This window comes from Streptomyces sp. NPDC057280, assembly GCF_042668605.1.
In the GTDB taxonomy this organism is placed as follows: Bacteria; Actinomycetota; Actinomycetes; order Streptomycetales; family Streptomycetaceae; genus Streptomyces.
In genome coordinates this window covers 1,934,801-1,955,254 of the sequence record NZ_JBHUYR010000001.1, presented here as the reverse complement: position 1 = coordinate 1,955,254, position 20,454 = coordinate 1,934,801, and the positions used below count along the sequence as shown (strand labels likewise).

Annotated in this window: 16 protein-coding genes; 9 read left to right on the top strand and 7 right to left on the bottom strand. The window is 71.8% G+C overall.

Annotated features, from left to right (window positions below; genetic code table 11):
• Positions 1–25 precede the first annotated feature (25 nt).
• Complete coding sequence (locus ACFUO4_RS08855) at positions 26–1,177, top strand: YihY/virulence factor BrkB family protein (RefSeq protein WP_079311203.1); 1,152 nt, start codon at positions 26–28, stop codon at positions 1,175–1,177.
• Between the two features lie 46 nt (positions 1,178–1,223).
• Here ACFUO4_RS08855 and ACFUO4_RS08850 read toward each other — a convergent pair whose 3' ends face one another.
• Positions 1,224–2,048 (bottom strand): NmrA family transcriptional regulator, encoded by an 825-nt coding sequence (locus ACFUO4_RS08850; protein ID WP_383481429.1) that lies wholly within the window; start codon positions 2,046–2,048, stop codon positions 1,224–1,226.
• Between the two features lie 81 nt (positions 2,049–2,129).
• Here ACFUO4_RS08850 and ACFUO4_RS08845 point away from each other — a divergent pair, with 81 nt between their 5' ends.
• On the top strand, positions 2,130–3,065 hold the full coding sequence (locus ACFUO4_RS08845) for an AraC family transcriptional regulator (RefSeq protein ID WP_383481426.1): 936 nt from the start codon (positions 2,130–2,132) through the stop codon (positions 3,063–3,065).
• Between the two features lie 41 nt (positions 3,066–3,106).
• Positions 3,107–3,793, top strand: coding sequence for a helix-turn-helix transcriptional regulator (locus tag ACFUO4_RS08840; RefSeq protein WP_079311205.1), 687 nt, complete (start codon positions 3,107–3,109; stop codon positions 3,791–3,793).
• On the opposite strand, the gene ACFUO4_RS08835 is transcribed toward ACFUO4_RS08840, so the two are convergent.
• Both ACFUO4_RS08835 and ACFUO4_RS08830 read right to left on the bottom strand, forming a co-directional pair.
• The gene (locus tag ACFUO4_RS08835; RefSeq protein WP_383481422.1) at positions 3,776–4,180 is read right to left on the bottom strand and encodes a VOC family protein; all 405 of its coding nucleotides are present in this window, start codon (positions 4,178–4,180) and stop codon (positions 3,776–3,778) included. The genes ACFUO4_RS08840 and ACFUO4_RS08835 overlap by 18 nt on opposite strands.
• An 87-nt stretch (positions 4,181–4,267) precedes the next feature.
• Complete coding sequence (locus ACFUO4_RS08830) at positions 4,268–4,900, bottom strand: VOC family protein (protein WP_383481419.1); 633 nt, start codon at positions 4,898–4,900, stop codon at positions 4,268–4,270.
• A 220-nt stretch (positions 4,901–5,120) separates the two neighbouring features.
• On the opposite strand from ACFUO4_RS08830, the gene ACFUO4_RS08825 reads away from it, so the two are divergent.
• Positions 5,121–6,794, top strand: a complete 1,674-nt coding sequence (locus tag ACFUO4_RS08825; protein WP_383481416.1) for a serine/threonine-protein kinase — start codon at positions 5,121–5,123, stop codon at positions 6,792–6,794.
• Positions 6,795–6,814: 20 nt separating this feature from the next.
• Here ACFUO4_RS08825 and ACFUO4_RS08820 read toward each other — a convergent pair whose 3' ends face one another.
• Entirely contained in the window at positions 6,815–7,858 is a 1,044-nt protein-coding gene (locus ACFUO4_RS08820; protein WP_383481413.1) for a LacI family DNA-binding transcriptional regulator, read from the bottom strand.
• 325 nt (positions 7,859–8,183) lie between these two features.
• Here ACFUO4_RS08820 and ACFUO4_RS08815 point away from each other — a divergent pair, with 325 nt between their 5' ends.
• Positions 8,184–9,764, top strand: coding sequence for a carboxylesterase/lipase family protein (locus ACFUO4_RS08815; RefSeq protein WP_383481410.1), 1,581 nt, complete (start codon positions 8,184–8,186; stop codon positions 9,762–9,764).
• Between the two features lie 22 nt (positions 9,765–9,786).
• Here the strand turns inward: ACFUO4_RS08815 and mmuM are convergent, their stop codons facing one another.
• Complete coding sequence (mmuM, locus tag ACFUO4_RS08810; RefSeq protein ID WP_383481407.1) at positions 9,787–10,707, bottom strand: homocysteine S-methyltransferase; 921 nt, start codon at positions 10,705–10,707, stop codon at positions 9,787–9,789.
• A gap of 137 nt (positions 10,708–10,844) precedes the next feature.
• Positions 10,845–12,932 (bottom strand): autotransporter, encoded by a 2,088-nt coding sequence (locus ACFUO4_RS08805; RefSeq protein WP_383481404.1) that lies wholly within the window; start codon positions 12,930–12,932, stop codon positions 10,845–10,847.
• 208 nt (positions 12,933–13,140) lie between these two features.
• Here ACFUO4_RS08805 and ACFUO4_RS08800 point away from each other — a divergent pair, with 208 nt between their 5' ends.
• Both ACFUO4_RS08800 and ACFUO4_RS08795 read left to right on the top strand, forming a co-directional pair.
• A complete protein-coding gene (locus ACFUO4_RS08800; protein ID WP_383481401.1) occupies positions 13,141–14,226 on the top strand; it encodes a family 43 glycosylhydrolase in 1,086 nt (361 codons plus the stop codon).
• Positions 14,223–15,635, top strand: a complete 1,413-nt coding sequence (locus ACFUO4_RS08795) for an RICIN domain-containing protein (protein WP_383481398.1) — start codon at positions 14,223–14,225, stop codon at positions 15,633–15,635. Before ACFUO4_RS08800 ends, ACFUO4_RS08795 begins: the two co-directional genes overlap by 4 nt.
• A gap of 7 nt (positions 15,636–15,642) precedes the next feature.
• Here ACFUO4_RS08795 and ACFUO4_RS08790 read toward each other — a convergent pair whose 3' ends face one another.
• The gene (locus ACFUO4_RS08790) at positions 15,643–17,325 is read right to left on the bottom strand and encodes a rhamnogalacturonan lyase B N-terminal domain-containing protein (RefSeq protein WP_383481395.1); all 1,683 of its coding nucleotides are present in this window, start codon (positions 17,323–17,325) and stop codon (positions 15,643–15,645) included.
• A gap of 192 nt (positions 17,326–17,517) precedes the next feature.
• On the opposite strand from ACFUO4_RS08790, the gene ACFUO4_RS08785 reads away from it, so the two are divergent.
• Together ACFUO4_RS08785 and ACFUO4_RS08780 are read left to right on the top strand one after the other, a co-directional pair.
• On the top strand, positions 17,518–18,564 hold the full coding sequence (locus ACFUO4_RS08785; RefSeq protein WP_383481392.1) for a rhamnogalacturonan acetylesterase: 1,047 nt from the start codon (positions 17,518–17,520) through the stop codon (positions 18,562–18,564).
• A 181-nt stretch (positions 18,565–18,745) separates the two neighbouring features.
• Positions 18,746–20,440, top strand: a complete 1,695-nt coding sequence (locus tag ACFUO4_RS08780; RefSeq protein WP_383481389.1) for a DUF2264 domain-containing protein — start codon at positions 18,746–18,748, stop codon at positions 20,438–20,440.
• Positions 20,441–20,454 lie beyond the last annotated feature (14 nt).

Below are 20,454 nucleotides of genomic sequence, written 5' to 3'. Positions count from 1 at the left end.
CTCGTACGGCGGATACCGTTAGGTCGTGCAGCCAGCAAGTGAATCCCCTCAGCGGCCCCCCTCCGGCCGTCTCCACCGGGCGCGTGCCCTCTACCGGAACGTCTCCAAGCGCAGGACCGCCTGGCTGCTGCTCAAGGACACCGTCAACTCCTGCATGGAGTACCGCATCCTCGGCCTGGCCGCCGAGGCCGCCTTCTTCACCCTGCTGTCCGTGCCGCCGCTGCTGCTCAGCATGATCGGCCTGCTCGGTTACGTCGACGACTGGACCGGCACCGACTCCATCAGCAGCCTGGAGGCCAACCTCCTGGAGGCCTCCCGCACGGTCCTCTCCGACAAGGGCGTCCGGCAGATCGCCCAGCCGATCCTCGACGACGTCATGAAGGGCGGCCGCCCTGACGTCATCTCGATAGGCTTCCTCTTCGCCCTGTGGTCCGGCTCGCGGGCGGTCAACGTCTTCATCGACACCATCACCGTCATGTACGGCCTCGACGGGGTCCGCGGCATCGTCAAGACCCGCGTGGTGGCGTTCCTGCTCTTCCTCGCCGCCCTGGTCATCGGCTCGATCGCGCTGCCGCTGATGGTCGCGGGCCCCGACGCCGTCGTCCGGATCGTGCCCTGGTCGGCGACGGTCGTGCAGATCCTGTACTGGCCCGTGGTGATCGTGCTGTCCATCGCCTTCCTGACCACGCTCTACCACGTCTCGGTCCCCGTCCGGTCGCCCTGGATCGAGGACGTCCCCGGTTCCCTCGTCGCCCTCGCCATGTGGGTGCTGGGCAGCTTCCTGCTGCGCATCTACCTCACCAACACCATCGAGGGCGCCTCGATCTACGGCTCGCTCGCCGCCGCCGTCGCCGTCATGCTCTGGATCGGCGTCTCCGCCTTCGCCGTCCTCGTCGGCGCCGCCGTCAACGCCGCCATCGACCGGGTCTGGCCGGCTGCCGCCACCGCGGCGGCCCGCGCCGCGAACGAACGCGTCCGCGAGGCGCAGGTCGCCGAGTACGTGGCCCGGGCCGCCGCCCACCGGGACACCGACCCGGACGACCCCGACGACCCGGACATGCCGTCGGAGTTCCCCGAGCGGTGGTCCCGCTTCCTCCCACCGGAGGACGTGACGTCCAGGCTCCGCACCCATGTGAAGAGCACCCACCCACCCCACAAGCCGGTCGACGGCTCGTAACCATTGCACCCAGGGCGCCCCGGACTCCCGTGCGAGCTCCTGGCCGCTACACCCACGCCGCCGTGGACTCCCGTACGAACTCCGCGAAGTCCCGCGGCGCCCGCCCCAGCACCTCGCGCACCCCGTCCGTCACCCGCGCGTTCCGCCCGTCGAGCAGCCCCTCGAACACCTCGACCAGGAGCTCCGCCTCCTCGGCGGGCACCCCGAACCCGGTGAGCGCCTCCCCGTAGGCGCGCGCGGGTACCGGCGTGTACGTCAGCTCGCGCCCGGTCGCCGCCCCGATCTCCGCGACGGCCTCCCGGAACGACAGCAGCCGAGGCCCCGTCACCTCCACCGACCGCCCCACGTACCGCTCCCCGGACGCCAGCACCGTCGCCACCACGTCCGCGATGTCCCGCACGTCGATGAACGGCTCCCGCACCTCACCGGCCGGGAACGTCAGCCCGCCCTGCCGCACCTCCGCCACCAGCGGCCCCTCGCTGAAGTTCTGCGAGAACCACGACGCCTGTACGACGGTCCAGTCCGCCCCGGACGTCTTCAGCGCCTCCTCGGTCGCCACGGCCTGCCGCTCGCCCCGCGCCGACAGCAGCACCAGCCGCCGCACCCCGAGCCCCACGGCCTCCCGCGCCAGCGCCCCGACGCCCTCGGTCGCCGCCGGAGCCCCCACGTCGGACGGGTACACGAGATACGCGGCGTCCGCGTCCCGCAGGGTCCCGGCCCAGGTCGTCGGGTCCTCCCAGTCGAAGCCCCGGGCCCGGGACGCGGCCCGCACCTCAAGACCGGCCGCCCGCACCGCGCGCGCCACCCGGCTGCCCGTACGACCCGAGGCACCGGTCACCACCACCGTCATGTTCTTCGCGTTCTGCGTCATGCCTCCGAGTCAACGCCCACGCCCGCCAGGACCCCATCGCTGAACGGCTCATTCCCATGCGCGGGCGTCTACGCTGACGCCATGGACGCTCTCGCAGGCCTCCTCGAAGGGCCCCGCGCGCGGGGCGCCTTCATGATCCGGGCGTGCTTCGAACCGCCCTGGAGCGTGCGCATCGAGGACCGCGCCCCGCTCACCGTCATGCTCATGGTCCGCGGCGAGGCGTGGGTCATGCCGGACGCGGGGGAGCGGGTGCGGCTGCGCGCCGGCGACCTCGCCATCGCCCGCGGCCCCGACCCGTACACCTGCGCCGACGACCCCGGCACCGAGCCGCAGGCGCTGATCCTGCCGGGCGGGGAGTGCCACTATCCCGACGGGCGCTCGCTCAGCGGCGTCATGGACCTCGGCGTCCGCACCTGGGGCGACCGGCTCGACGGGTCGGCCGTGATGCTGATCGGCACGTATCTGTGGCAGGGCGAGGTCAGCGGACGCCTGCTGGAGGCGCTGCCGCCGCTGCTGACACTCACCCCCGAGGTGTGGGACTGCCCGCTCACGCCGCTCCTGATGACGGAGATCGTCCGCGACGAACCCGGCCAGGAAGTCGTCCTGGACCGCCTCCTCGACCTGCTCGTCATCGCCGCGCTGCGCGCCTGGTTCTCCCGCCCGGAGGCGGCGGCACCCGGCTGGTACCGGGCGCTGGCGGACCCGGTCGTCGGCCGGGTCCTGCGGCTCCTCCAGGACGACCCCGCCCATCCGTGGACGGTCGCGTCGCTGGCGGCCAAGGCGGGGGTGTCGCGGGCGGCGCTGGGGCGGCGGTTCACGGAGCTGGTGGGGGAGCCGCCGATGACGTATCTGACGGGGTGGCGGCTCGCGTTGGCGGCGGACCGGTTGCGGGAGGGCGACGCGACGCTGGAGGCGATCGCCCGGCAGGTGGGGTACGGGAGTGCGTTCGCTCTGTCGAGTGCGTTCAAGAGGGTGTACGGGGTGAGTCCTCAGGAGCACCGGGGGAGGGGGATCTAGGGGGTGCCGGGGGACGGGGTGCGCCCCTTAGCCTTGTTCGTATGTACGCGGAGAGAGCGGGACGGCTTCCCGGCTCCGCAGTGTGGACCAGCACCCCGTCCCCGTCCCAGCCCGGCCGTGTCCTCCCCGACGGCTGTATGGATCTGCTCTGGCACGACGGGCGGCTGCTCGTCGCCGGACCCGACACGCGTGCCTTCGTCACCGGAAGCGACCGGAGTGCCTGGGCGGGCATCCGCTTCTTCCCCGGCACCGCGCCCACCCTCCTCGGTGTCCCCGCCCCTGAGGTGCTCAACCGGCGGATCGAACTCGCCGACCTCTGGCCCGCCGCCCGGGTGCGGCGGCTCACCGCACGGGTGAACGCCGCCGCCGATCCCGCGCACGGGCTCGAAGAGGCGGCGCTGGGGCTGGCGGCCGACACCGACGCTCCCGATCCGTTGCTGGGGGAGGTCGTGAACGCCCTCGACGCGGGGCGACCGGTCGCCGCCACCGCCGATCGACTCGGCCTCGGGGCCCGCCAGTTGCACCGGCGGTGCCTTGCCGCCTTCGGGTACGGACCCAAGACGCTGGGCCGGGTGCTGCGGCTCCAGCGGGCGCTGCGGCTGGCCCGGAGCGGGATGCCGTACGCCGAGACGGCGGCCCGTGCCGGATACGCGGATCAGCCTCATCTCGCCCGGGACGTACGGGAGTTGGCGGGGGTGCCGCTCGGGGAGCTACTGGGCCGGCGGTAGCGGGGCGAACAGGTCGACGCCGTTGCCGTCCGGGTCGTGCAGGGTCGCATAGCGCTGGCCCCAGAAGGCGTCCCAGGGCTTGAGCTCGCCGTGGTGGCCGGCGTTCACCATCTCCTCGTACACCCTGTCCACCTCGGCCGGGTTGTCGCAGCGGAGGGCGAGGGCGGTGCGGCTGTCACCTCCGGTCGGCGGCCGCCAGCCCGCGTGGAAGGAGCGCACCGTCGCCTCCGTGTCGAGCAACAGACGCAGACCGCCCGGGAGTTGGGCCTCGACGTGCGGCTCGTCGGCCGCGCCCTCCGGGAAGGCGAATCCGAGGCGTCGGTAGAAGGCGACCGAGGCGGCCATGTCGGAGACGATCAGGCCGATGGCGTCGAAACGTGGAGTCATGCGGCCACCGTAGGCAGGTCCCGTGGCCGCGGTCTTGAAGGAATCGGACATCACGCGGCGCGGGGTTGCCGACGGGGGCGCGGCCGGTCAGTCGAAGGTGACCGGCCCCCGCGGGGTGTCCACCGTGAACGTGAGTCCCACCGGGCCCTCGGTGACGGGGAGTTCGGTGTCCAGGGTGGACAGGAGGCGGTGGATCTCGTCCGGGTCGGGTGCCGTCGCCGAGAGCGCCAGGAGCGGTGTGCTGGGCAGGCCCGAGGCGGACGGGTGGCGTGCGGTGCCCCAGTCGATGAGGAACGGTACGAGCCCGGAGGGGTGTTGGGTGTCGCCGTCCGTCAGCCGCCACGCCAGCAGCGTGCCGTCCGGGGTGCGGCGGCTCATGGGGCGGATGTCGCCGGGGTCGTACCCCCGGGACCGGGCGGTGGCGACCGCCGCGTCCAGGTCGGGCGGGCTGATCGCCCAGGTGACCGTGCGCGCACGGCTGACGGCGTCGACGTCGAAGGGGCGCGGTCCCCCGGGTTCCGGCTGCTCCGGGTCAGGGCCGATGATCTCCAGATAACCCGAACCGCCCAACGACACCAGGAAGTTGCGGGTGCCCCGGTCGACGTGCACCCCGCCGGGAGCGGGCGCCACTCCCGTACGCCGGGTGAAGTCGGCGACCGTCGCGGCCAGGTCGGGGGTTGCGAGGACGAGGTGGTCAAGGTGTGCGGGAATCGTGTTCATCGTGCGATCGAGGCTACGCAGGGGCGGGTCCGCGATGGAACACCTGTGCGGCAAGGGGTGGAGCGCGACCCGGCCCCCGCGCTGCGGCGCCACCCGCCCGCGCCCCCGGTCGACGGTCACAGAAAACCCTTTAGGCTGCTGCTGTCGCACGGATGATCGGACCGCCGCGGCAGGGGAGAGGGGCCCAGGCGACCCGGGGGCCAGGGAATCAGGGGGATCGGTGAACGACGCGGCTGAGGTCTTCGAGCCACTTCAGGTGGACGATCCGCCCGTGGTCGCCGGCTACCGTCTCGCCGCCCGGCTCGGCGCCGGTGGCATGGGGCGGGTCTATCTCTCCCACACCGCGGGCGGCCGGCCCGTGGCGATCAAGGTCGTACGCCCCGAACTCGCCGACGACCCGGACTTCCGGCGGCGCTTCGGCCGCGAGATCAGGGCCGCCCGGCGGGTGCGGGGCGCCTACACGGCCGAGCTGATCGACGCCGACGCCGACGGCACCCCGCCCTGGCTCGCCACGCTCTACGTCCCCGGACCCTCGCTGGCCGAGGCGGTACACCGGCGTGGTCCGCTGCCGGTCCCGGCCGTGCTGTGGCTGATGGCGGGCGTGGCCGAGGCGTTGCAGGCCATCCATGCCGCCGGGATCGTGCACCGTGATCTGAAGCCGTCCAACGTGCTGCTGGCCGCCGACGGCCCCCGTGTCATCGACTTCGGCATCTCGCTGGCGGCCGACCTCACGGCGTACACCGCGACCGGCGCCGCGGCCATCGGCACGCCTCAGTTCATGGCGCCGGAACAGGCCCTCGCGGGGGAGATCACGCCGGCCACCGACGTCTTCGCGCTCGGTCAGACGGCGGCGTTCGCGGCCCTGGGCGAGCCCCTGTACGGCAACGGTCCCGCCGCCACCGTCCTCTACCGCATCGTCCACTCCGCACCCGACCTCTCCCGCCTGCCCGAACCCCTGCGCCCCCTGCTCGCCCGCTGCCTGGCCACCGACCCGACGCAACGGGCCACGCTGACCGAGATCGTCGACTGGTGCCGTGAACGCCTGGGCACCCAGACCGAGGCGGGCACCGGCCCGGCGGTCTGGCGGGAGATCACGGGCCCCGAGGCGACGATCCCGGCCCCGGCCCCGGCCCCGGTCCCCGCCCCCGGGACGGCGCACACGCAACTGCTGAGCGCACCGCCGCACACGCAGCCCCTGATCGCACCGGCGGGGGCGACGGTCCCGGTGGCAGCGGAGCAGCGCAGGGGGCGCCGCCGCATCGCCGCGATCACGGCGGCCGCGGTGACGGCGGGCGCGCTGCTGATCACGGGGTTGGTGTGGCAGACCCGCCAGAACACGGACGACACCCGCGCCCGGGACACCACCTCGTCCTCCTCGACGCCGGACGCGACGGCCTCGGGGCGGTCGGCGGGATCCTCGTCGGCAGCCGACGCGGACCCGGCGGACGAGGGCGCGGTGGACGCTGCGGGAACTCCGTCGCCGAGCGCGTCCGGGCCGCCGCGCGCCCACGCCTACCCCCAGCAGCGGCTGGACGAGGACAACTCCCTGTACATCCACGACAAGCCGGGCACACGGGACGACCGCAAGGGAGACATCCGCCTCAGCTGCAAGAAGATCGGCTGCTCGTTGGTGAGCGACAGCAGCCACATGGTCCAGATGTACGCCGACCCCGGCACCACCTTCGAGGACTGCGAACTGTTCCTCGGCGGCGCCAAGGAAGACAGGTTCCGTGACTGGTCGTTGACCGCGGCGGCCGCCGGAACCGAGTACTGCGTCAAGCATCCCTCGGGAGACATCGCGCTGCTCGTCATCCAGCTGAAGTCGACGGCCATGTGGGACACGCCCGGCATGAGCTCCGTGTACGTGGACATGACGGTCTGGCCGGCGACCTAGGCGGGGGCGCCGCAGCACACCTACGCGCGCGCCCGCCCCGTACTCCCCCGCTCCACCAACCGCGTCGACAACTCCGTCCGTGTCCCCTCCGGCCGCTTGCCGTCCATCATCCGGACCAGCAGCCGGGTCGCCGTCGCCGCCATTTCCGACAGCGGCTGGCGGATCGTGGTCAGGGGCGGGGTGAGCCAGCGGGACTCGGGCAGGTCGTCGAAGCCGACGACGCTCATGTCGTCCGGCACCCGCAGGCCCCGCTCCGAGAGTGCCTCGTACACGCCCAGTGCCATCCGGTCCGAGCAGACGAAGACGGCCGTCGGCGGCTCGGGCAGGTCGAGGAGTTCCCGCATGCGGTGACGGGCCCCGCCCTCGTCGAAAGCCGCGTACCGCACGTACTCGGGACGCTGCCGGACCCCGGCCGACGCGAGTGCCGAGCGGTAGCCGGCCACCCTCGCGCTGCTGCACGTCCGGCGCCGGTGCCCGGCGATCACCGCGATCCGCTCATGGCCCAGCCCCAGCAGATGCTCCGTCGCGCCGACCCCGCCCTGCCAGTTCGCCGCCCCGACCGACACCACGCCCGGCGGCGGTTCGAGCACCGGGTCGATCATCACGTACGGGATGCGGTGCTGCTCCAGCCACGCGTACTGGGACGGCGTCAGCTCGGCCAGATCGAACAGCACCCCGGACGAGCCGCGGGCGCTGAGCTTGTCCAGCCAGCCCCGTTCGGGGCGGCCGCCCCGGTTCCGGGCGAGCCCCGTCGAGACGACCACCTCCAGACCCGCGTCGTGGGCGGCCTCCTCCACGCCGTGCAGCACCGCGCCCGACCAGGACGTCTCCAGCGAGTGCACGACGAGGTCGACGAGCCCGGGCGGCTTCGTCGCGTCGAACCGGGGTCTTCGCACATATCCCAGCCGGTCCAGGGCCTCCGTGACCCGGCGTCGCGTCTCGGGCGCCACGTCCTCGCGGCCGTTGACGACCTTGGAGGCGGTGGGCACGGACACCCCCGCCGCCCGGGCCACGACCGCGAGGGTCGGCCCGGTCGCCACGCTCGTACCTCCCGTACGGACCATCGGTAACCACCTCTCCGGCCCGCCCGTGGGCCCTGGAAAGTTTCGGTCGGCGCGAAAACAGTAAGCGCTTCCTACCTTAAGTTCACCGCGTGAAGTCCGGAAGAGGTCGGGCTTCAGAGGGGTCCGCGGGTGATGACTTTCGAAACACTGAATGCGCTTACTGCCCTTCGTAGCTGAGCCGGAACCCCGGGAAGCCGTCATGCCCTCCCGCAGGGGCCCTGTACGCCGAACGGCCCTCGCCAGCGCCCGTGCACCGGAATACGAGCAGCGGCTGTGATGCTCTTGTAAGACCGGTGCACGAGCGCGGCGAAGGGCTGGTGGGCGCATGACGGCAGACCAGGCGAACCCCGTGGTCAGGACGCCCTACGGGGCCGTCCGTGGCCGGTACGAACGGGGTGTGGCGGTGTTCCGGGGCATCCCCTACGGGGCGCCGCCCTTCGGAGCGCGCCGGTTCCGGCCGCCGCTGCCGCCCGAGCCCTGGGACGGCGTGCGGGACGCCGTCGCCTTCGGACCGACGGCGCCGAAACCGCCGTACTCCGAGGCCTTCGCGCAGTACCTGTCCGACCCGGCGGTGCCCGGCGACGACTGCCTCAACCTCAACGTGTGGACACCGGAGCCGGGCCGCGGGGCCCGGCTCCCGGTCCTGGTGTGGCTGCACGGCGGCGCCCTGACCAGGGGTTCCTCGGCCGTGCCGGTCTACGACGGGCATGCCTTCGCCCGGGACGGCGTCGTCTTCGTCTCCGTGAACTACCGGCTGGGGGTGGAGGGCTACGGACTGTTCCCGGACGCCCCCGCCAACCCCGGCCTGCGTGACCAGCTCGCCGCCCTGGAGTGGGTCCACCGGTCGGTGGAGGAGTTCGGCGGCGATCCGGCCCGCATCACGCTGGCCGGCCAGTCGGCCGGCGCGATCAGCACCGGCGCCCTGCTCGCCGCACCGCAGGCCCAGGGCCTGGTCCGGCGCGCGATCCTGCAGAGCGGCCCGCCCGAGGCCTCCGACCGGGACAAGGTGCGGCGCATGGTCCGCCGGATGGCGACCCGGCTGAAGATCCCCGCCACCGCCGCGGCCTTCGCCGAGGTCGACCGCGAACTGCTGCTGCGCACCCAGGCCGAGGTCGGCAAGCTCAGCAGCCCGGTGCTCGGCGGCCCCGCCTTCGGCATCGTCGTCGACGGCGACCTCGTCCCCCGCGACCCGCTGGACGCCCTGGTCGACGGCGACGTGGCCCGTGACGTCGAGCTGATGACCGGCTGGACCCGGGACGAGTACCGGCTCTGGCTGGTCCCCGGCGGCCTGCTGGCACGCGTCGACCGGCTCGGCCCGGTCGCCCTCGCCGGCGCCATGGCCCGCTGCCACACCGGCCACGAGGTGCCGCGCGGCTACCGCGCCCTGCACCCCGACGCCGGGACCGCCGAGATCGTCGGCCAGATGGTCACCGACCACCTGCTGCGCATCCCGCTGCACCGGCTGGCCGACGCCCGCCCCGGCACGTCGTACGTCTACGAGTTCGCCTGGCCCTCGAACCTCCCCGACCTCGGCTCCTGCCACGCCCTCGAACTCGGGTTCGTCTTCGACACCGGGGAGAGCCCCGAGTCCGCCAAGCTGGCGGGCGACGGCGCCCCGCAGGAGCTCAGCGACGCCATGCACGGGGCGTGGGTGCGGTTCGTGGCGGACGGGAACCCCGGGTGGCAGGCGTGGGACGCCACGCACCCGGTGCGGATCTTCGGCGACGGCGACCCGCACCTCGCGTACGGCCCGCTCGACGCCGAGCTGGCGCTGTGGACCCCTGCCCCCGCGCCCGCGGCATCCACACCCGTATCGCCCCTGGTCGCGGGTTCGCCCACGCGCGCTACGGAACTGCGGTCGGTGGTGCGACGCCTTCGCCTCCCCGGCTCCGTCCGCCGGCCGTGAGCACGGTGCCGGGGGGCGTGCACTACGCGTGCGACGACGACAGCGTCCCCGCGATCGACGCGATCGCCTCCGGGCCCACCCGGCAGCAACCGCCGATCAGCCGCGCCCCGGCCCCCTCCCAGGCCAGCACCTCGCCGGGCGCGAAGCTGGAGCGGCCGTTCCAGGCACGGGCCTCGGCGTCCCAGGCCTCGCCGCTGTTCGGGTAGACCACGACCGGCTTGCCGGTGACGCGGGCCGCGATCTCGACCGCCCCGTCCACGTCCTCCGGGGCACAGCAGTTCACGCCGACCGCGATGACCTCGTCCGTTTCGGCGGCGAGTGCGAACGCCTCCTCCAGCGGCTGTCCGGCACGGGTACGGTCGCCCGCGACCGAGTACGACAGCCAGGCGGGCGTGTCCAGACCGCGCAGCGCCCGCAGCAGCGCCCGCCCCTCGTCGGCGTCCGGCACCGTCTCGAGGGCCAGGACGTCGGGCCGGGCCGCGGCCAGCACCTCCAGGCGCGGGCGGTGGAAGGCCTCCAGCTCGGCCACGCTCAGCCCGTACCGGCCGCGGTACTCGGAGCCGTCCGCGAGCATCGCCCCGTAGGGGCCGACGGAGGCGGCGACGTACAGCGGGCGGGTGACGCCCTTCGCCTGCGCCTGCCGGGCCGCCTCGCGGGCCAGCTCCACACTGAGGGACAGCAGCTCGGTGGCGCGGTCGTGACCGATGCCGCGCTTCTCGAAACCCTCGAACGTCGCCTGGTAGCTGGAGGTGATCGCGACGTCCGCGCCGGCCTCGTAGTAGGCGAGGTGCGCCTCGGTGATCGCCTCGGGGCGCTCGGCGAGGAGACGGGCCGACCACAGCTCGTCGCTCAGATCGTGGCCGGCGGACTCGAGCTGGTTGGACATGCCGCCGTCGAGGACGACCGTGCGGGTGGCCAGCGCCTGGGCGAGGGAGGAGGTCATGGGGGTGACAGTAGTCGTTGCGGCTACGAGGGTGCGTCTTGATGTTCGTGGCCGGGTGCGGCTCTCTTGCGGCGGGTCGCGCAGTTCCCCGCGCCCCTGAGGACGTGAGGCGCACCCGGCAGCCGTTGAACCGTCACTCAGCGCGCTGCATGTCTTCCGCCGGCCCGGCGGCTGCGCCTGTACCGCGCGGTCGGCACCGCCAGACCGCCCAGCAGCCCGAGGCCCAGGGCGTACGGCCACCAGCCGAGCCTGTCGTCCTGCGCGGCGCCCGCGGTGCGGGGCGCGTCGGCCACGGCGGCCGGGGTTCCTGTCGCCCGGGTCGTCCTGGCCTGTGCGGCGGTGAGGACGACGTCGTTGCCGTCGCCGCCCTTGTAGGTGATCCGGTAGGTGGTGTCCGCGAGCTTGAGCTTCGCGCCCTCCTTCAGCCCGGTGAAGGCGCCCTCGGTCTTCGCGGCCCCCTGGTGGTCCACGACGGTGATCTTCTTCGCGGGATCGGACCCGGCCGCCGCCAGGTCGAGGTCCCCGGCCAGCCGGACCGCGCCGGTCACCGTCAACGGCTCGATACCCAGGACCAGTTCGCCCTTCTCGCCCTGCGTGTAGGGGCCCGAGACCGTCAGACCGCCCGTCACCACGCCGTCGTTCGTCACCGCCCCCTTCACCGTGCCCTTGCCGCTCAGCGAGGTCGCCACCCGCAGGCCCGCCGTACCGGCGTCGAGGCGCGCGCCCGGCGAGGTCAGCCGGATCGCCCTGCTGTGGCGCAGAGTTGCCCCGCCCCGCAGCGCCAGCGTGCCCTTCTTCACCGTCGTCGTCCCGGTGTACGTCACCGAGGTCCCCGTCAGTGTCGTCGTCGCGCGGCCTGTCTGCGTGAGCGAGCCGCTGCCGCTGATCCGGGGCAGGGAAAGGGACTTGGTGACGTTGTTCAGGATGAGCGAGCCGTTGTTGACGACCTTGTACAGGCCGCCGGCCGTGTACAGCCCGCCGTCACCGCCCGCCCGGCCGCTGCCCAGCCGCAGCACCGCCCCCTTCTCGACGGTCGTGGAGCCGTCGTAGTACTGGACGGCCGCGAACGTCACGTCGTTGCCGCGCGTCCCGGCGATGACGATGTCCCCGGCACCGGGCGCCGCGAGCGTGTCGTGGAAGACGCCGCCGCCGATGGGCGCGCCCAGCGTCACCGGGCCGTTGTAGTCGAAGGTGAGCAGGGAACGGGAGCGCGCGGCTAGGAGGTTGATGTAGACCGTCTCCGCCGTGCCCGGCATGAAGATCCTGTGCGTGGTGCCGTCACCCCACTGGACGTTGGCGCCCTTGATGTTGGTGCCGCGCTTGTTGACGTTCTTGCGGGCGGGCGTCCAGTTCAGGGCCGGGTCGCTGAGCGAGGGATCGGTGTCGCCGCCCTGGTCCGACCAGCTGTACTGGCCCGTGAGGATCACCTTGCTGCCGGGCCGGGACTGGACGTTGATGTCGCTGCCGTACTCGCGCTGGTAGAAGTCCATGCGCTGGGTGACCGTCTGGCCCAGCGGGGTGTCCACGGTCCAGGTGCCCTGGTTGAGGACCTTGCGCATGTTCGGCAGCGAGGTCGCGTACTCCGGCGCCCCGGCGTTCGTCTGCGTGCCGTTGTCGATGACCCCGGAGAACGGGCCGGACGTCACGTCCCAGGTGGACCACAGGAAGCGCGGCTGCGCGATCAGCCCGGAGCCGCTGATGGTGCCCAGGTTGTAGGCGACGTCCTTCAACACCAACCGCAGGGTGCCGTCGACCCGGATGTTGTCCTGGTTGAGGCGGAAGGCCGGGGTGTTGTACGGGTAGTGGCCGATGACGCCGGTCGAGCCGCCGTTGCCGTACTGGAGCGTGGCGCCGCGCTCGACCGTGATCGCGGGCGGGTCGGGGGTGGCGGTGGTGACGTAGGGGTGGTTGCCGCCCTGGATCGACACCTTCTGCCGCTGCCGTGCCTTCGGGAGGGTGAAGTCGCTGTCCTTGGTGAGGATCAGCGTCCCGGTACCGCGCACGGTGAGCGTGCCCTCACCGCGGAAGACCCCGTCGTACGTCGTCGTCCCCGACGGCACGGTGACGACCGTGTCGCCGGTGAGCGTGACGTCCCGGCCCGCGAGCACGTCGGCGGTGGCGTCCCGGGCGCCGGCGGCTTGGGCAGGGGGAGCGGTGGCGAGGAGGGCGGCGACGGCCGCGAGGGCGCCGGCGGCCGCTGCTGTCTTGTGGGTATGGCTGTGCACGGAAGGGGAGACGGGGCGGGGCGGCGGCCGATAACAGAAATGTGGTCAAGCGTGGCCTTCGGAGGATGGAAAGCGCTCTCTCTTTATCGCGTCCGACCCGTTGACCTCCCCTGTTACCGGCCGTACCTTTCGGCTGTTCGCAATAACAACAGATGTTCGCAATATCGAACATCGCTCTCAGGACACCCCCACCCGAGAGGCAGTCCGCATGAGCCGCGTTCCCCCCGCCCCCGACCGACGACTGCTGCTGAAGGGTGCCCTGGCCGCGGGCGCCCTGGCCGCCGCCCCCACCGCCGCCGCAGCCGACCCGAGCCCGCGCCCGCAGAAGGCGGCCCCGCTCGTGAACCCGCTCGTCCGCAACCGCGCCGACCCGCACATCCACCGGCACTCCGACGGCACGTACTACTTCACGGCCACCGCCCCGGAGTACGACCGGATCATCCTGCGCCGCTCCCGCACCCTGAACGGCCTCGCGACCGCCGCCGAGTCGGTCATCTGGACCAAGCACGCCACCGGCCCGATGGGCGCCCACATCTGGGCGCCGGAGATCCACCGCATCGGCGGCAAGTGGTACATCTACTTCGCCTCCGCGCCCGCCGAGAGCGTGTGGGACATCCGGATCTGGGTCCTGGAGAACGCCAACCACGACCCCTTCAAGGGCGCGTGGACCGAACGCGGTCAGCTCAGGACCGCCTGGGAGACCTTCTCCCTCGACGCCACCACCTTCACCCACCGCGGCACCCGCTACCTCGCCTGGGCCCAGCACGAGCCGGGGATGGACAACAACACCGCCCTGTGGCTCTCGAAGATGGCGAACCCCTGGACCCTGACGGGACCTCAAGTACGGCTTTCCACCCCCGAGTACGACTGGGAGTGCGTCGGCTACAAGGTCAACGAGGGCCCGTCCGTCATCGCCCGCCACGGCCGGCTCTTCATGTCCTACTCGGCCAGCGCCACCGACTTCCACTACTGCATGGGACTGCTGACGGTCGACGCGGACGCCGACCTCATGGACCCCGCGAACTGGTCCAAGTCGCCGACGCCGGTCTTCACCAGCAACGACACGACCCGGCAGTACGGCCCCGGCCACAACTGCTTCACCGTCGCCGAGGATGGCCGCAGCGACGTCCTCGTCTACCACGCCCGCCCGTACAAGGACATCGTCGGCGACCCGCTGGACGACCCCAACCGGCACACCCGCGTCCAGAAGCTCGGCTGGCACGCGGACGGCACCCCCGATTTCGGCATCCCGTTGGCGGACACCGCCGTCACGGATCTGGAGGTCGCGTCATGAGACGTGCGTACGCGGTTCTGCTCGCCCTCTGTCTGGCCCTCGCCGGCGCCCTCGTCACCGCCGGTCCCGCCCAGGCCGCCGCCCTCACCATCCCCAACGGCGTCCAGTTCCACGACACTTCGGGCAACGTGCTGCACGCCCACGGCGGTGGTGTCCTCAAGGTCGGCGCGTACTACTACTGGTTCGGCGAGAACCGCAACGCCGACAACACCTTCAAGGCCGTCTCCGTCTACCGCTCCACCGACCTGAAGAACTGGGAGTTCAGGAACAACGTCCTGACCCAGTCCTCCGCCGCCGAGCTGGGCACCGCCTACATCGAGCGGCCCAAGGTCGTCTACAACGCGTCCACCGGCAAGTTCGTGATGTGGATGCACAAGGAGAACGGCACCGACTACAGCGAGGCCCGGGCGGCCGTCGCCGTCTCCGACACCGTCGACGGCAGCTACACCTACCAGGGCAGCTTCCGCCCGCTCGGCCAGTACATGTCCCGGGACATCACCACGTACGTCGACACCGACGGCACCGCCTACATGGTCTCGGCCGCCAACGAGAACTACGACCTGCACATCTACAAGCTGACCGCCGACTACACCGGCATCGACAGCCTGGTCGCCAGTCCCTGGCCCGGCGGCCACCGCGAGGCACCGGCGCTGTTCAAGCGGGGCGGCGTCTACTTCATGCTCACCTCGGGCGCCACCGGCTGGAGCGCCAACCAGCAGCAGTACGCCACCGCCACCTCGCTCGCCGGACCGTGGACCTCGATGGCCAACGTCGGCGACTCCACGACGTACAACTCCCAGACCGCGTACGTCCTCCCGGTCACCGGGACGTCCGGCACCTCGTACCTCTACATGGGCGACCGCTGGGGCAACTCCTTCGGCGGGACCGTCAGCGACTCCCGGTACGTGTGGCTGCCGCTGACCTTCCCGAGCTCCACCACGATGTCCCTGCCCTGGTACCCGGAGGTCACCGTGGACACGGCCGCCGGGACCGTCGGCGGGACGAGCGCCACGTACCACACGCTGGTCGCGCGCCACAGTTCCAAGTGCGCCGACGTGCCCAACCAGTCCCTCTGGCAGGGCATCGCCCTGACCCAGTACACCTGCAACAGCGGCGGCAACCAGAAGTGGTGGTTCAAGGACCTGGGCACCGGCTACTACCAGCTGGTCGGCCGGGGCAGCTCCCTGTGCCTCCAGGAGAACGCCACGAACGTCACCCAGGAGGACTGCGACTCCGGTGCGGCCACCCAGCAGTGGTCGGTGGTCACCTCGGGCTCGTACGTGAACATCAAGGCCCGCGCCACCGGCGAGTGCCTCGACGTGAACGGCGCGTCCACCGCCAACTCCGCCGCGATCATCACGTACACCTGCAACGGAGCGAGCAACCAGCAGTGGACGCGCGGGACCTGACGTCAGGTCATGCCAGCAGGTCGATCGCGTCGATCGCGGTGCCGGCGCTCAGATAGGCCGTCGTCCCCGAACCGCTCACCACGTTGATCTTCAGGATGTTGTACTGACCGGCGTCCGTGCGCCAGGCGCTCGCCGGGACGCTGTAGGTGAACGTGTGGTTGTTGCCCCGGTAGGAGCCGTTGGTCAGGGACCGGGTGCTCGGCTGGGTGGGCGGGGAGGGGATCGCCGACGTCCAGGTGTCGTTGACGACGACCTGCGGCCGTCCGTTGGCGTAGGCCGTCGTCACGCCGATGCGCAGGGTGTGCGCGGCGGCGGCCTGGGCCGCGGTCAGCCTGAAGTACACCAGCAGACCGCTGTTGACGTCCTTCCAGAGGTAGCAGGGGAAGGCCGAGGTCTCGGTGCCGCTGCCGATGACCACGTTGCCGGTCCAGGCCGCGGCCCGGACGTCGGAGGGGTGGGCGTACGTCATCAGGTCGGCGTTCTTGAAGCCGCTCGGGGTGCCGTTCCAGTCGTTGATGCGCCAGATCGCGCTCGCGTTGCTCGGGTCGTTCGAGGACGGGATCGCGATCGTGTTGAGGGTGGTCGTGCCGCCCGCCGTCACGGTCACCGACGTGGTGTGGACGGCGAGTTCGCCTTTGTAGACGGTCAGTGTGTACGTCCCCGGCAGTACCCCGCCGATCGAGAAGTAGCCGTCGGACGAGCGCGCCGAACCCCAGTACTGGGCAGCCGAGTTGGCGAGCCCGACCGTGTACGGGTACGCCGTGTTGCGGCCGGTGATCCCGACGCCCGCGACCCGGCCGCGGCCGCTCGCCGCCACGTACCCGGAGATGCCGAGCGAGTCGGCCCAGGAGGTGGTCAAGTTGCCCGGATAGAGCGAGGAGGAGGGGGCGCCGCCGTCCGTGAGGGCGATGACGTACGGGCCCTGGAGGCCGAAGCGCTCGTCCTCGGTCTGGTTCTGCGCGTAGTGCAGGATCTCGTACAGCCCGCCGCCGTCCGCGCTCTGGTGGCGCAGCAGGGAGCGGTAGAAGGGGCCGCCGGAGGCCTTCTCGTGGTTGGAGCGGACGATCCACAGGCCGACGCCGTTCGCGCTCCAGCCGATGTAGTCGTAGTCGATGACCCGCAGCTTGGAGTAGTGCTTGGAGCGGGTCTGGCCGTCGGACTTCGCGAAGACGTCCGAGGCCTCGATGGTGGTGGGCGCGTAAGTGTAGGAATCGGGCTCGTCGTTGAGGAACAGGCCCGCCTTGACGCGCAGGATGAAGCGGGTCGAGGCGACCGAGGTGTCGGCGCGGTTGGTCCACAGGTAGACGTTGTTCTCGCCGCTGCGGGCCGCGTAGTAGTGCCGCAGCGTGCCGTACGCGACCGAGATCAGGATCGTCGAGCCGGACTGACCGATCGTCACCGTCGAGGTGCCGAGGCCGGATTCGATGTGCGAGTTCTTGCCGCCGTAGCCCTGGTACTCGGTGCCTTTGTAGACCAGCGAGGTCAGGTCGCCGTTGGTCTTGCTGACCTTGAAGACGAGGTTGGCGCCGGTGTCGACGACGTAGTTCGAGCCGTCGTCGCGCCAGCCGAAGGACGCGGCGGACGCCGGCCGGGCGAGCGGCCCGGCGAGTGCGGCGGTACCGGCCGCGGCGGCGCTGCCGATGACGAAGGCGCGGCGGCCGACCGCTCTGCGGGATGCGGCTCCGGACATGGGGGTGCCTCCTTCGAGACGTGTGGGGGAGGTGCGGGTGTCAGTGAGGGTGACAGTTGAATCGATTTCGCGAAAGGGCTTTCGCTTGCGGGGGGTTGGCAATCTTGTGAAATCGGTCCGGGGTCTAGAAAGCGCTTGCCGATGCGGGTACGGTCCAGCCGCCAGGTCTGCCATGTGTCGGAGGAGCAGCGAATGAGACGTTTCAACCTCGCCGTGCTGGCGGCGCTCACCCTGGGCGCCGGACTCACCGCCGTACCGGCGCACGCCGGGGAGCGGCACGCCCCCCTGGGTATCGCCAACTGCACCGCCGACGCCTGCCACTTCGACGTCCCGGCGGGCACGTACGACGTCAAGGTCCTTCTCGGCGGCGACGCCGACTCCAGCACCGCGATCAGCGGCGAGACCCGGCGCTCCCTGCTGCCGGCGACGGACGCGCCCGCCGGCGAGCGGATCGCCCGCAGCTTCACGGTGAACGTCCGCACTCCCGAGGGCGAGCCCACCGGCGCCGAGGGCACCCCCGGCCTCGACCTCGTCATCGGCGGCACGGCCCCCGCCCTCGCCGACATCAGGGTCACCCCGGCCCGTCATGCCCGCCAGATCCTCCTCGTCGGCGACTCCACCGTCTGCGACCAGCCCGGCGACCCCTACTCCGGCTGGGGCCAGCAACTGCCCCAGTACCTGCGCAAGGGCCTCTCCGTCGCCAACTACGCCGACTCCGGCGAGAGCACGGTCAGCTACCTCGCGAGCGACCGGCTCTGGGGCACCGTCCGGCCCCTGATCCGCCCCGGCGATCTCGTCCTCGTCCAGCTCGCCCACAACGACAAGACGACCGACGGGGCGACCTACCGGGCGAACCTGGAGACTCTGGTCGCCGGGATCCGTGAAAAGGGCGGGGAGCCTGTCCTCGTGACGCCGATCGTGCGACGCTGGTTCAACTCGGACGGCACCCTGAACAACAACACCGCACTCCTGGTCAACGGCCTCGGCGTCGACCACCCCGCCGTCATCCGCTCGGTCGCGGCAGACAACGACGTCCCGCTGATCGACCTGACCGCGAAGACGAAGTCGCTCGTGGAGTCCCCCGGGACGGAGGGCTCCAAGGGGCTGTACCTGTACAACGAGAAGCGCGACAACACGCACACGTCGGTGCGTGGGGCCACGGTGTACGCCGGACTCGTCCGCGATGAACTTGTCGCTCAGCACCTGATCCCCGCGGGGTGGGTGAGGGCGGCGGAATGAGCCCCTGGGGCGCCTCGACCGGAACCGGGGCGCCCCAGGCCTGTCGGCCTGAGAAAGGCCGCGCTGTCGTCTGCGGGGCGGTGGGGGCTGGTCGCGCCCACGCGGCGGAGCCGCATATGGATACAGTCCCGCACCCCCAAAAAAAGGGGACGTCACACCTCGGTCAGTGGAAAGAGAGCCGATGCACCTCCCATCCGAAGACCTCACGCCGAGCCCGTACACCGGCTACACCCGTGTCCACTGGGAAGCCGTCGCCGACTCGCTGCTCGCCGCGACCGAGCCCTATGCCATCGAAGGCGGCGCTCTCTACCAGTTTCCCGGGACGCATACGAGTTGGTCCGGGCGGCTCTCCGACGGGCTGGAGGGGTACGCCCGGACGTTGCTGCTGGCGGCCTTCCGGCGGGACGAGACCGCGTTGGAACGGTACGCGGACGGTCTCGCCGCCGGTGTCCGCGGTGTGTGGCCGCGTGTCGAGGACCGTAGCCAGCCGCTCGTCGAGGCCGCATCGATCGCCCTCGCGCTGCGGCTGACCCGGCCCCTGTTGTGGGACCGGCTGGACGACGGGGTGCGACAGCGGGCGGCATCCTGGCTCGGTGATGCGCTCGGCGCCGAGGCCTGGCCCTGCAACTGGGAGTTGTTCCCCGTCACCGTCGGCGGGTTCCTGAAGGAGATCGGGTACGAGACCGAGGCGGCCGGCAAGGCGATCGACCGAGGGCTGGAGCGGATCGAGGAGTGGTACGTCGGCGGCGGCTGGTACACCGACGGCGACGGCCGCAAGTACGACTACTACAACGGCTGGGCGATGCACCTCTACCCGGTGCTGCACGCCTGGCTGGCCGACGACCGCCGGCTGCTGCGTCTGTACGGCGACCGTCTCGAAGCCCATCTCGCCGACTACGCCCATCTGTTCGGCGGTGACGGTGCTCCGATGCACCAGGGACGTTCCCTCACCTACCGTTTCGCGACCACCGCCCCGCTGTGGCTCGGCGCCCTGACCGGTCGTACGCCGCTGACGCCGGGGGAGACGCGGCGGCTGGCGTCCGGGGCGCTCAAGTACTTCCTGGACCGGGGCGCGGTGAACGCCGACGGGCTGTTGACGCTGGGCTGGCACGGTCCTGACGAGGCCGTCCTGCAGGGGTACTCCGGTCCCGCCTCCCCGTACTGGGCCGGCAAGGCCTTCCTCGGGCTGCTCCTGCCGCCCGAGCACGAGGTGTGGACGGCCGTCGAGGAACCCGGACCTGCTGAGCGTTCGGACGTTCTGCGGGCGATCAGTGCCCCCAACTGGCTTGTCCAGACGACGCGTTCCGATGGGGTGGTCCGTCTCCACAACCACGGCAGCGAAGACGTCCGCTACGACCCGTACTACACGCGCCTCGCCTATTCGACGGTGACGACGCCTTCACCGTCGTACGACAACAGCGTGATCGTCGGCGGTGATCCGAGCCGTACGGACATCGAGCCGCTGGGCGTCGGTGACGGCTGGGCGGCCTCGCGGCACGCGGCCGGTGGGGGAGCGCGGGTGACCAGTCTGGTGCTGGCGCACGGAGCCGTGGAGGTGCGGGCACATCTGGTGGCGGGGGCGGAGCCGGGGACGCCGGTACGGGTCACGGGGTGGGCCGATGGCGGGGAGGGGACGCGGGCGGAGATTCTGCCGGTTGTCGGGCTGGGGCCCGAGCTGTCCGGCGCGACCGGGGACGGGGACAGCCTGTTCGTCGCCGTGGTCCGGCTGAGTGCCGAGGTGGCGGCCGTGCCGTTGGAGGACGCGGTGTGTGTGCGGCGCGACAACTCGGGGGTGCTGCACGTGCGGTGGGGCGATGAGGGCGCGGTCGAGGCCCGGGTGGACAGGGCCGGTGTGGAGGTCACCGCCGCGCCATGAGCCGGCTGGGGCAG

Excerpts from the sequence above, each read along its gene's own strand:
- ACFUO4_RS08850 (WP_383481429.1), bottom strand. The coding sequence starts at position 2,048 with ATGACGCAGAACGCGAAGAACATGACGGTGGTGGTGACCGGTGCCTCG.
- ACFUO4_RS08845 (WP_383481426.1), top strand. The coding sequence starts at position 2,130 with ATGGACGCTCTCGCAGGCCTCCTCGAAGGGCCCCGCGCGCGGGGCGCC.
- ACFUO4_RS08840 (WP_079311205.1), top strand. The coding sequence starts at position 3,107 with ATGTACGCGGAGAGAGCGGGACGGCTTCCCGGCTCCGCAGTGTGGACC.
- ACFUO4_RS08835 (WP_383481422.1), bottom strand. The coding sequence starts at position 4,180 with ATGACTCCACGTTTCGACGCCATCGGCCTGATCGTCTCCGACATGGCC.
- ACFUO4_RS08830 (WP_383481419.1), bottom strand. The coding sequence starts at position 4,900 with ATGAACACGATTCCCGCACACCTTGACCACCTCGTCCTCGCAACCCCC.
- ACFUO4_RS08820 (WP_383481413.1), bottom strand. The coding sequence starts at position 7,858 with ATGGTCCGTACGGGAGGTACGAGCGTGGCGACCGGGCCGACCCTCGCG.
- ACFUO4_RS08815 (WP_383481410.1), top strand. The coding sequence starts at position 8,184 with ATGACGGCAGACCAGGCGAACCCCGTGGTCAGGACGCCCTACGGGGCC.
- mmuM (WP_383481407.1), bottom strand. The coding sequence starts at position 10,707 with ATGACCTCCTCCCTCGCCCAGGCGCTGGCCACCCGCACGGTCGTCCTC.
- ACFUO4_RS08800 (WP_383481401.1), top strand. The coding sequence starts at position 13,141 with ATGAGCCGCGTTCCCCCCGCCCCCGACCGACGACTGCTGCTGAAGGGT.
- ACFUO4_RS08795 (WP_383481398.1), top strand. The coding sequence starts at position 14,223 with ATGAGACGTGCGTACGCGGTTCTGCTCGCCCTCTGTCTGGCCCTCGCC.
- ACFUO4_RS08790 (WP_383481395.1), bottom strand. The coding sequence starts at position 17,325 with ATGTCCGGAGCCGCATCCCGCAGAGCGGTCGGCCGCCGCGCCTTCGTC.
- ACFUO4_RS08785 (WP_383481392.1), top strand. The coding sequence starts at position 17,518 with ATGAGACGTTTCAACCTCGCCGTGCTGGCGGCGCTCACCCTGGGCGCC.
- ACFUO4_RS08780 (WP_383481389.1), top strand. The coding sequence starts at position 18,746 with ATGCACCTCCCATCCGAAGACCTCACGCCGAGCCCGTACACCGGCTAC.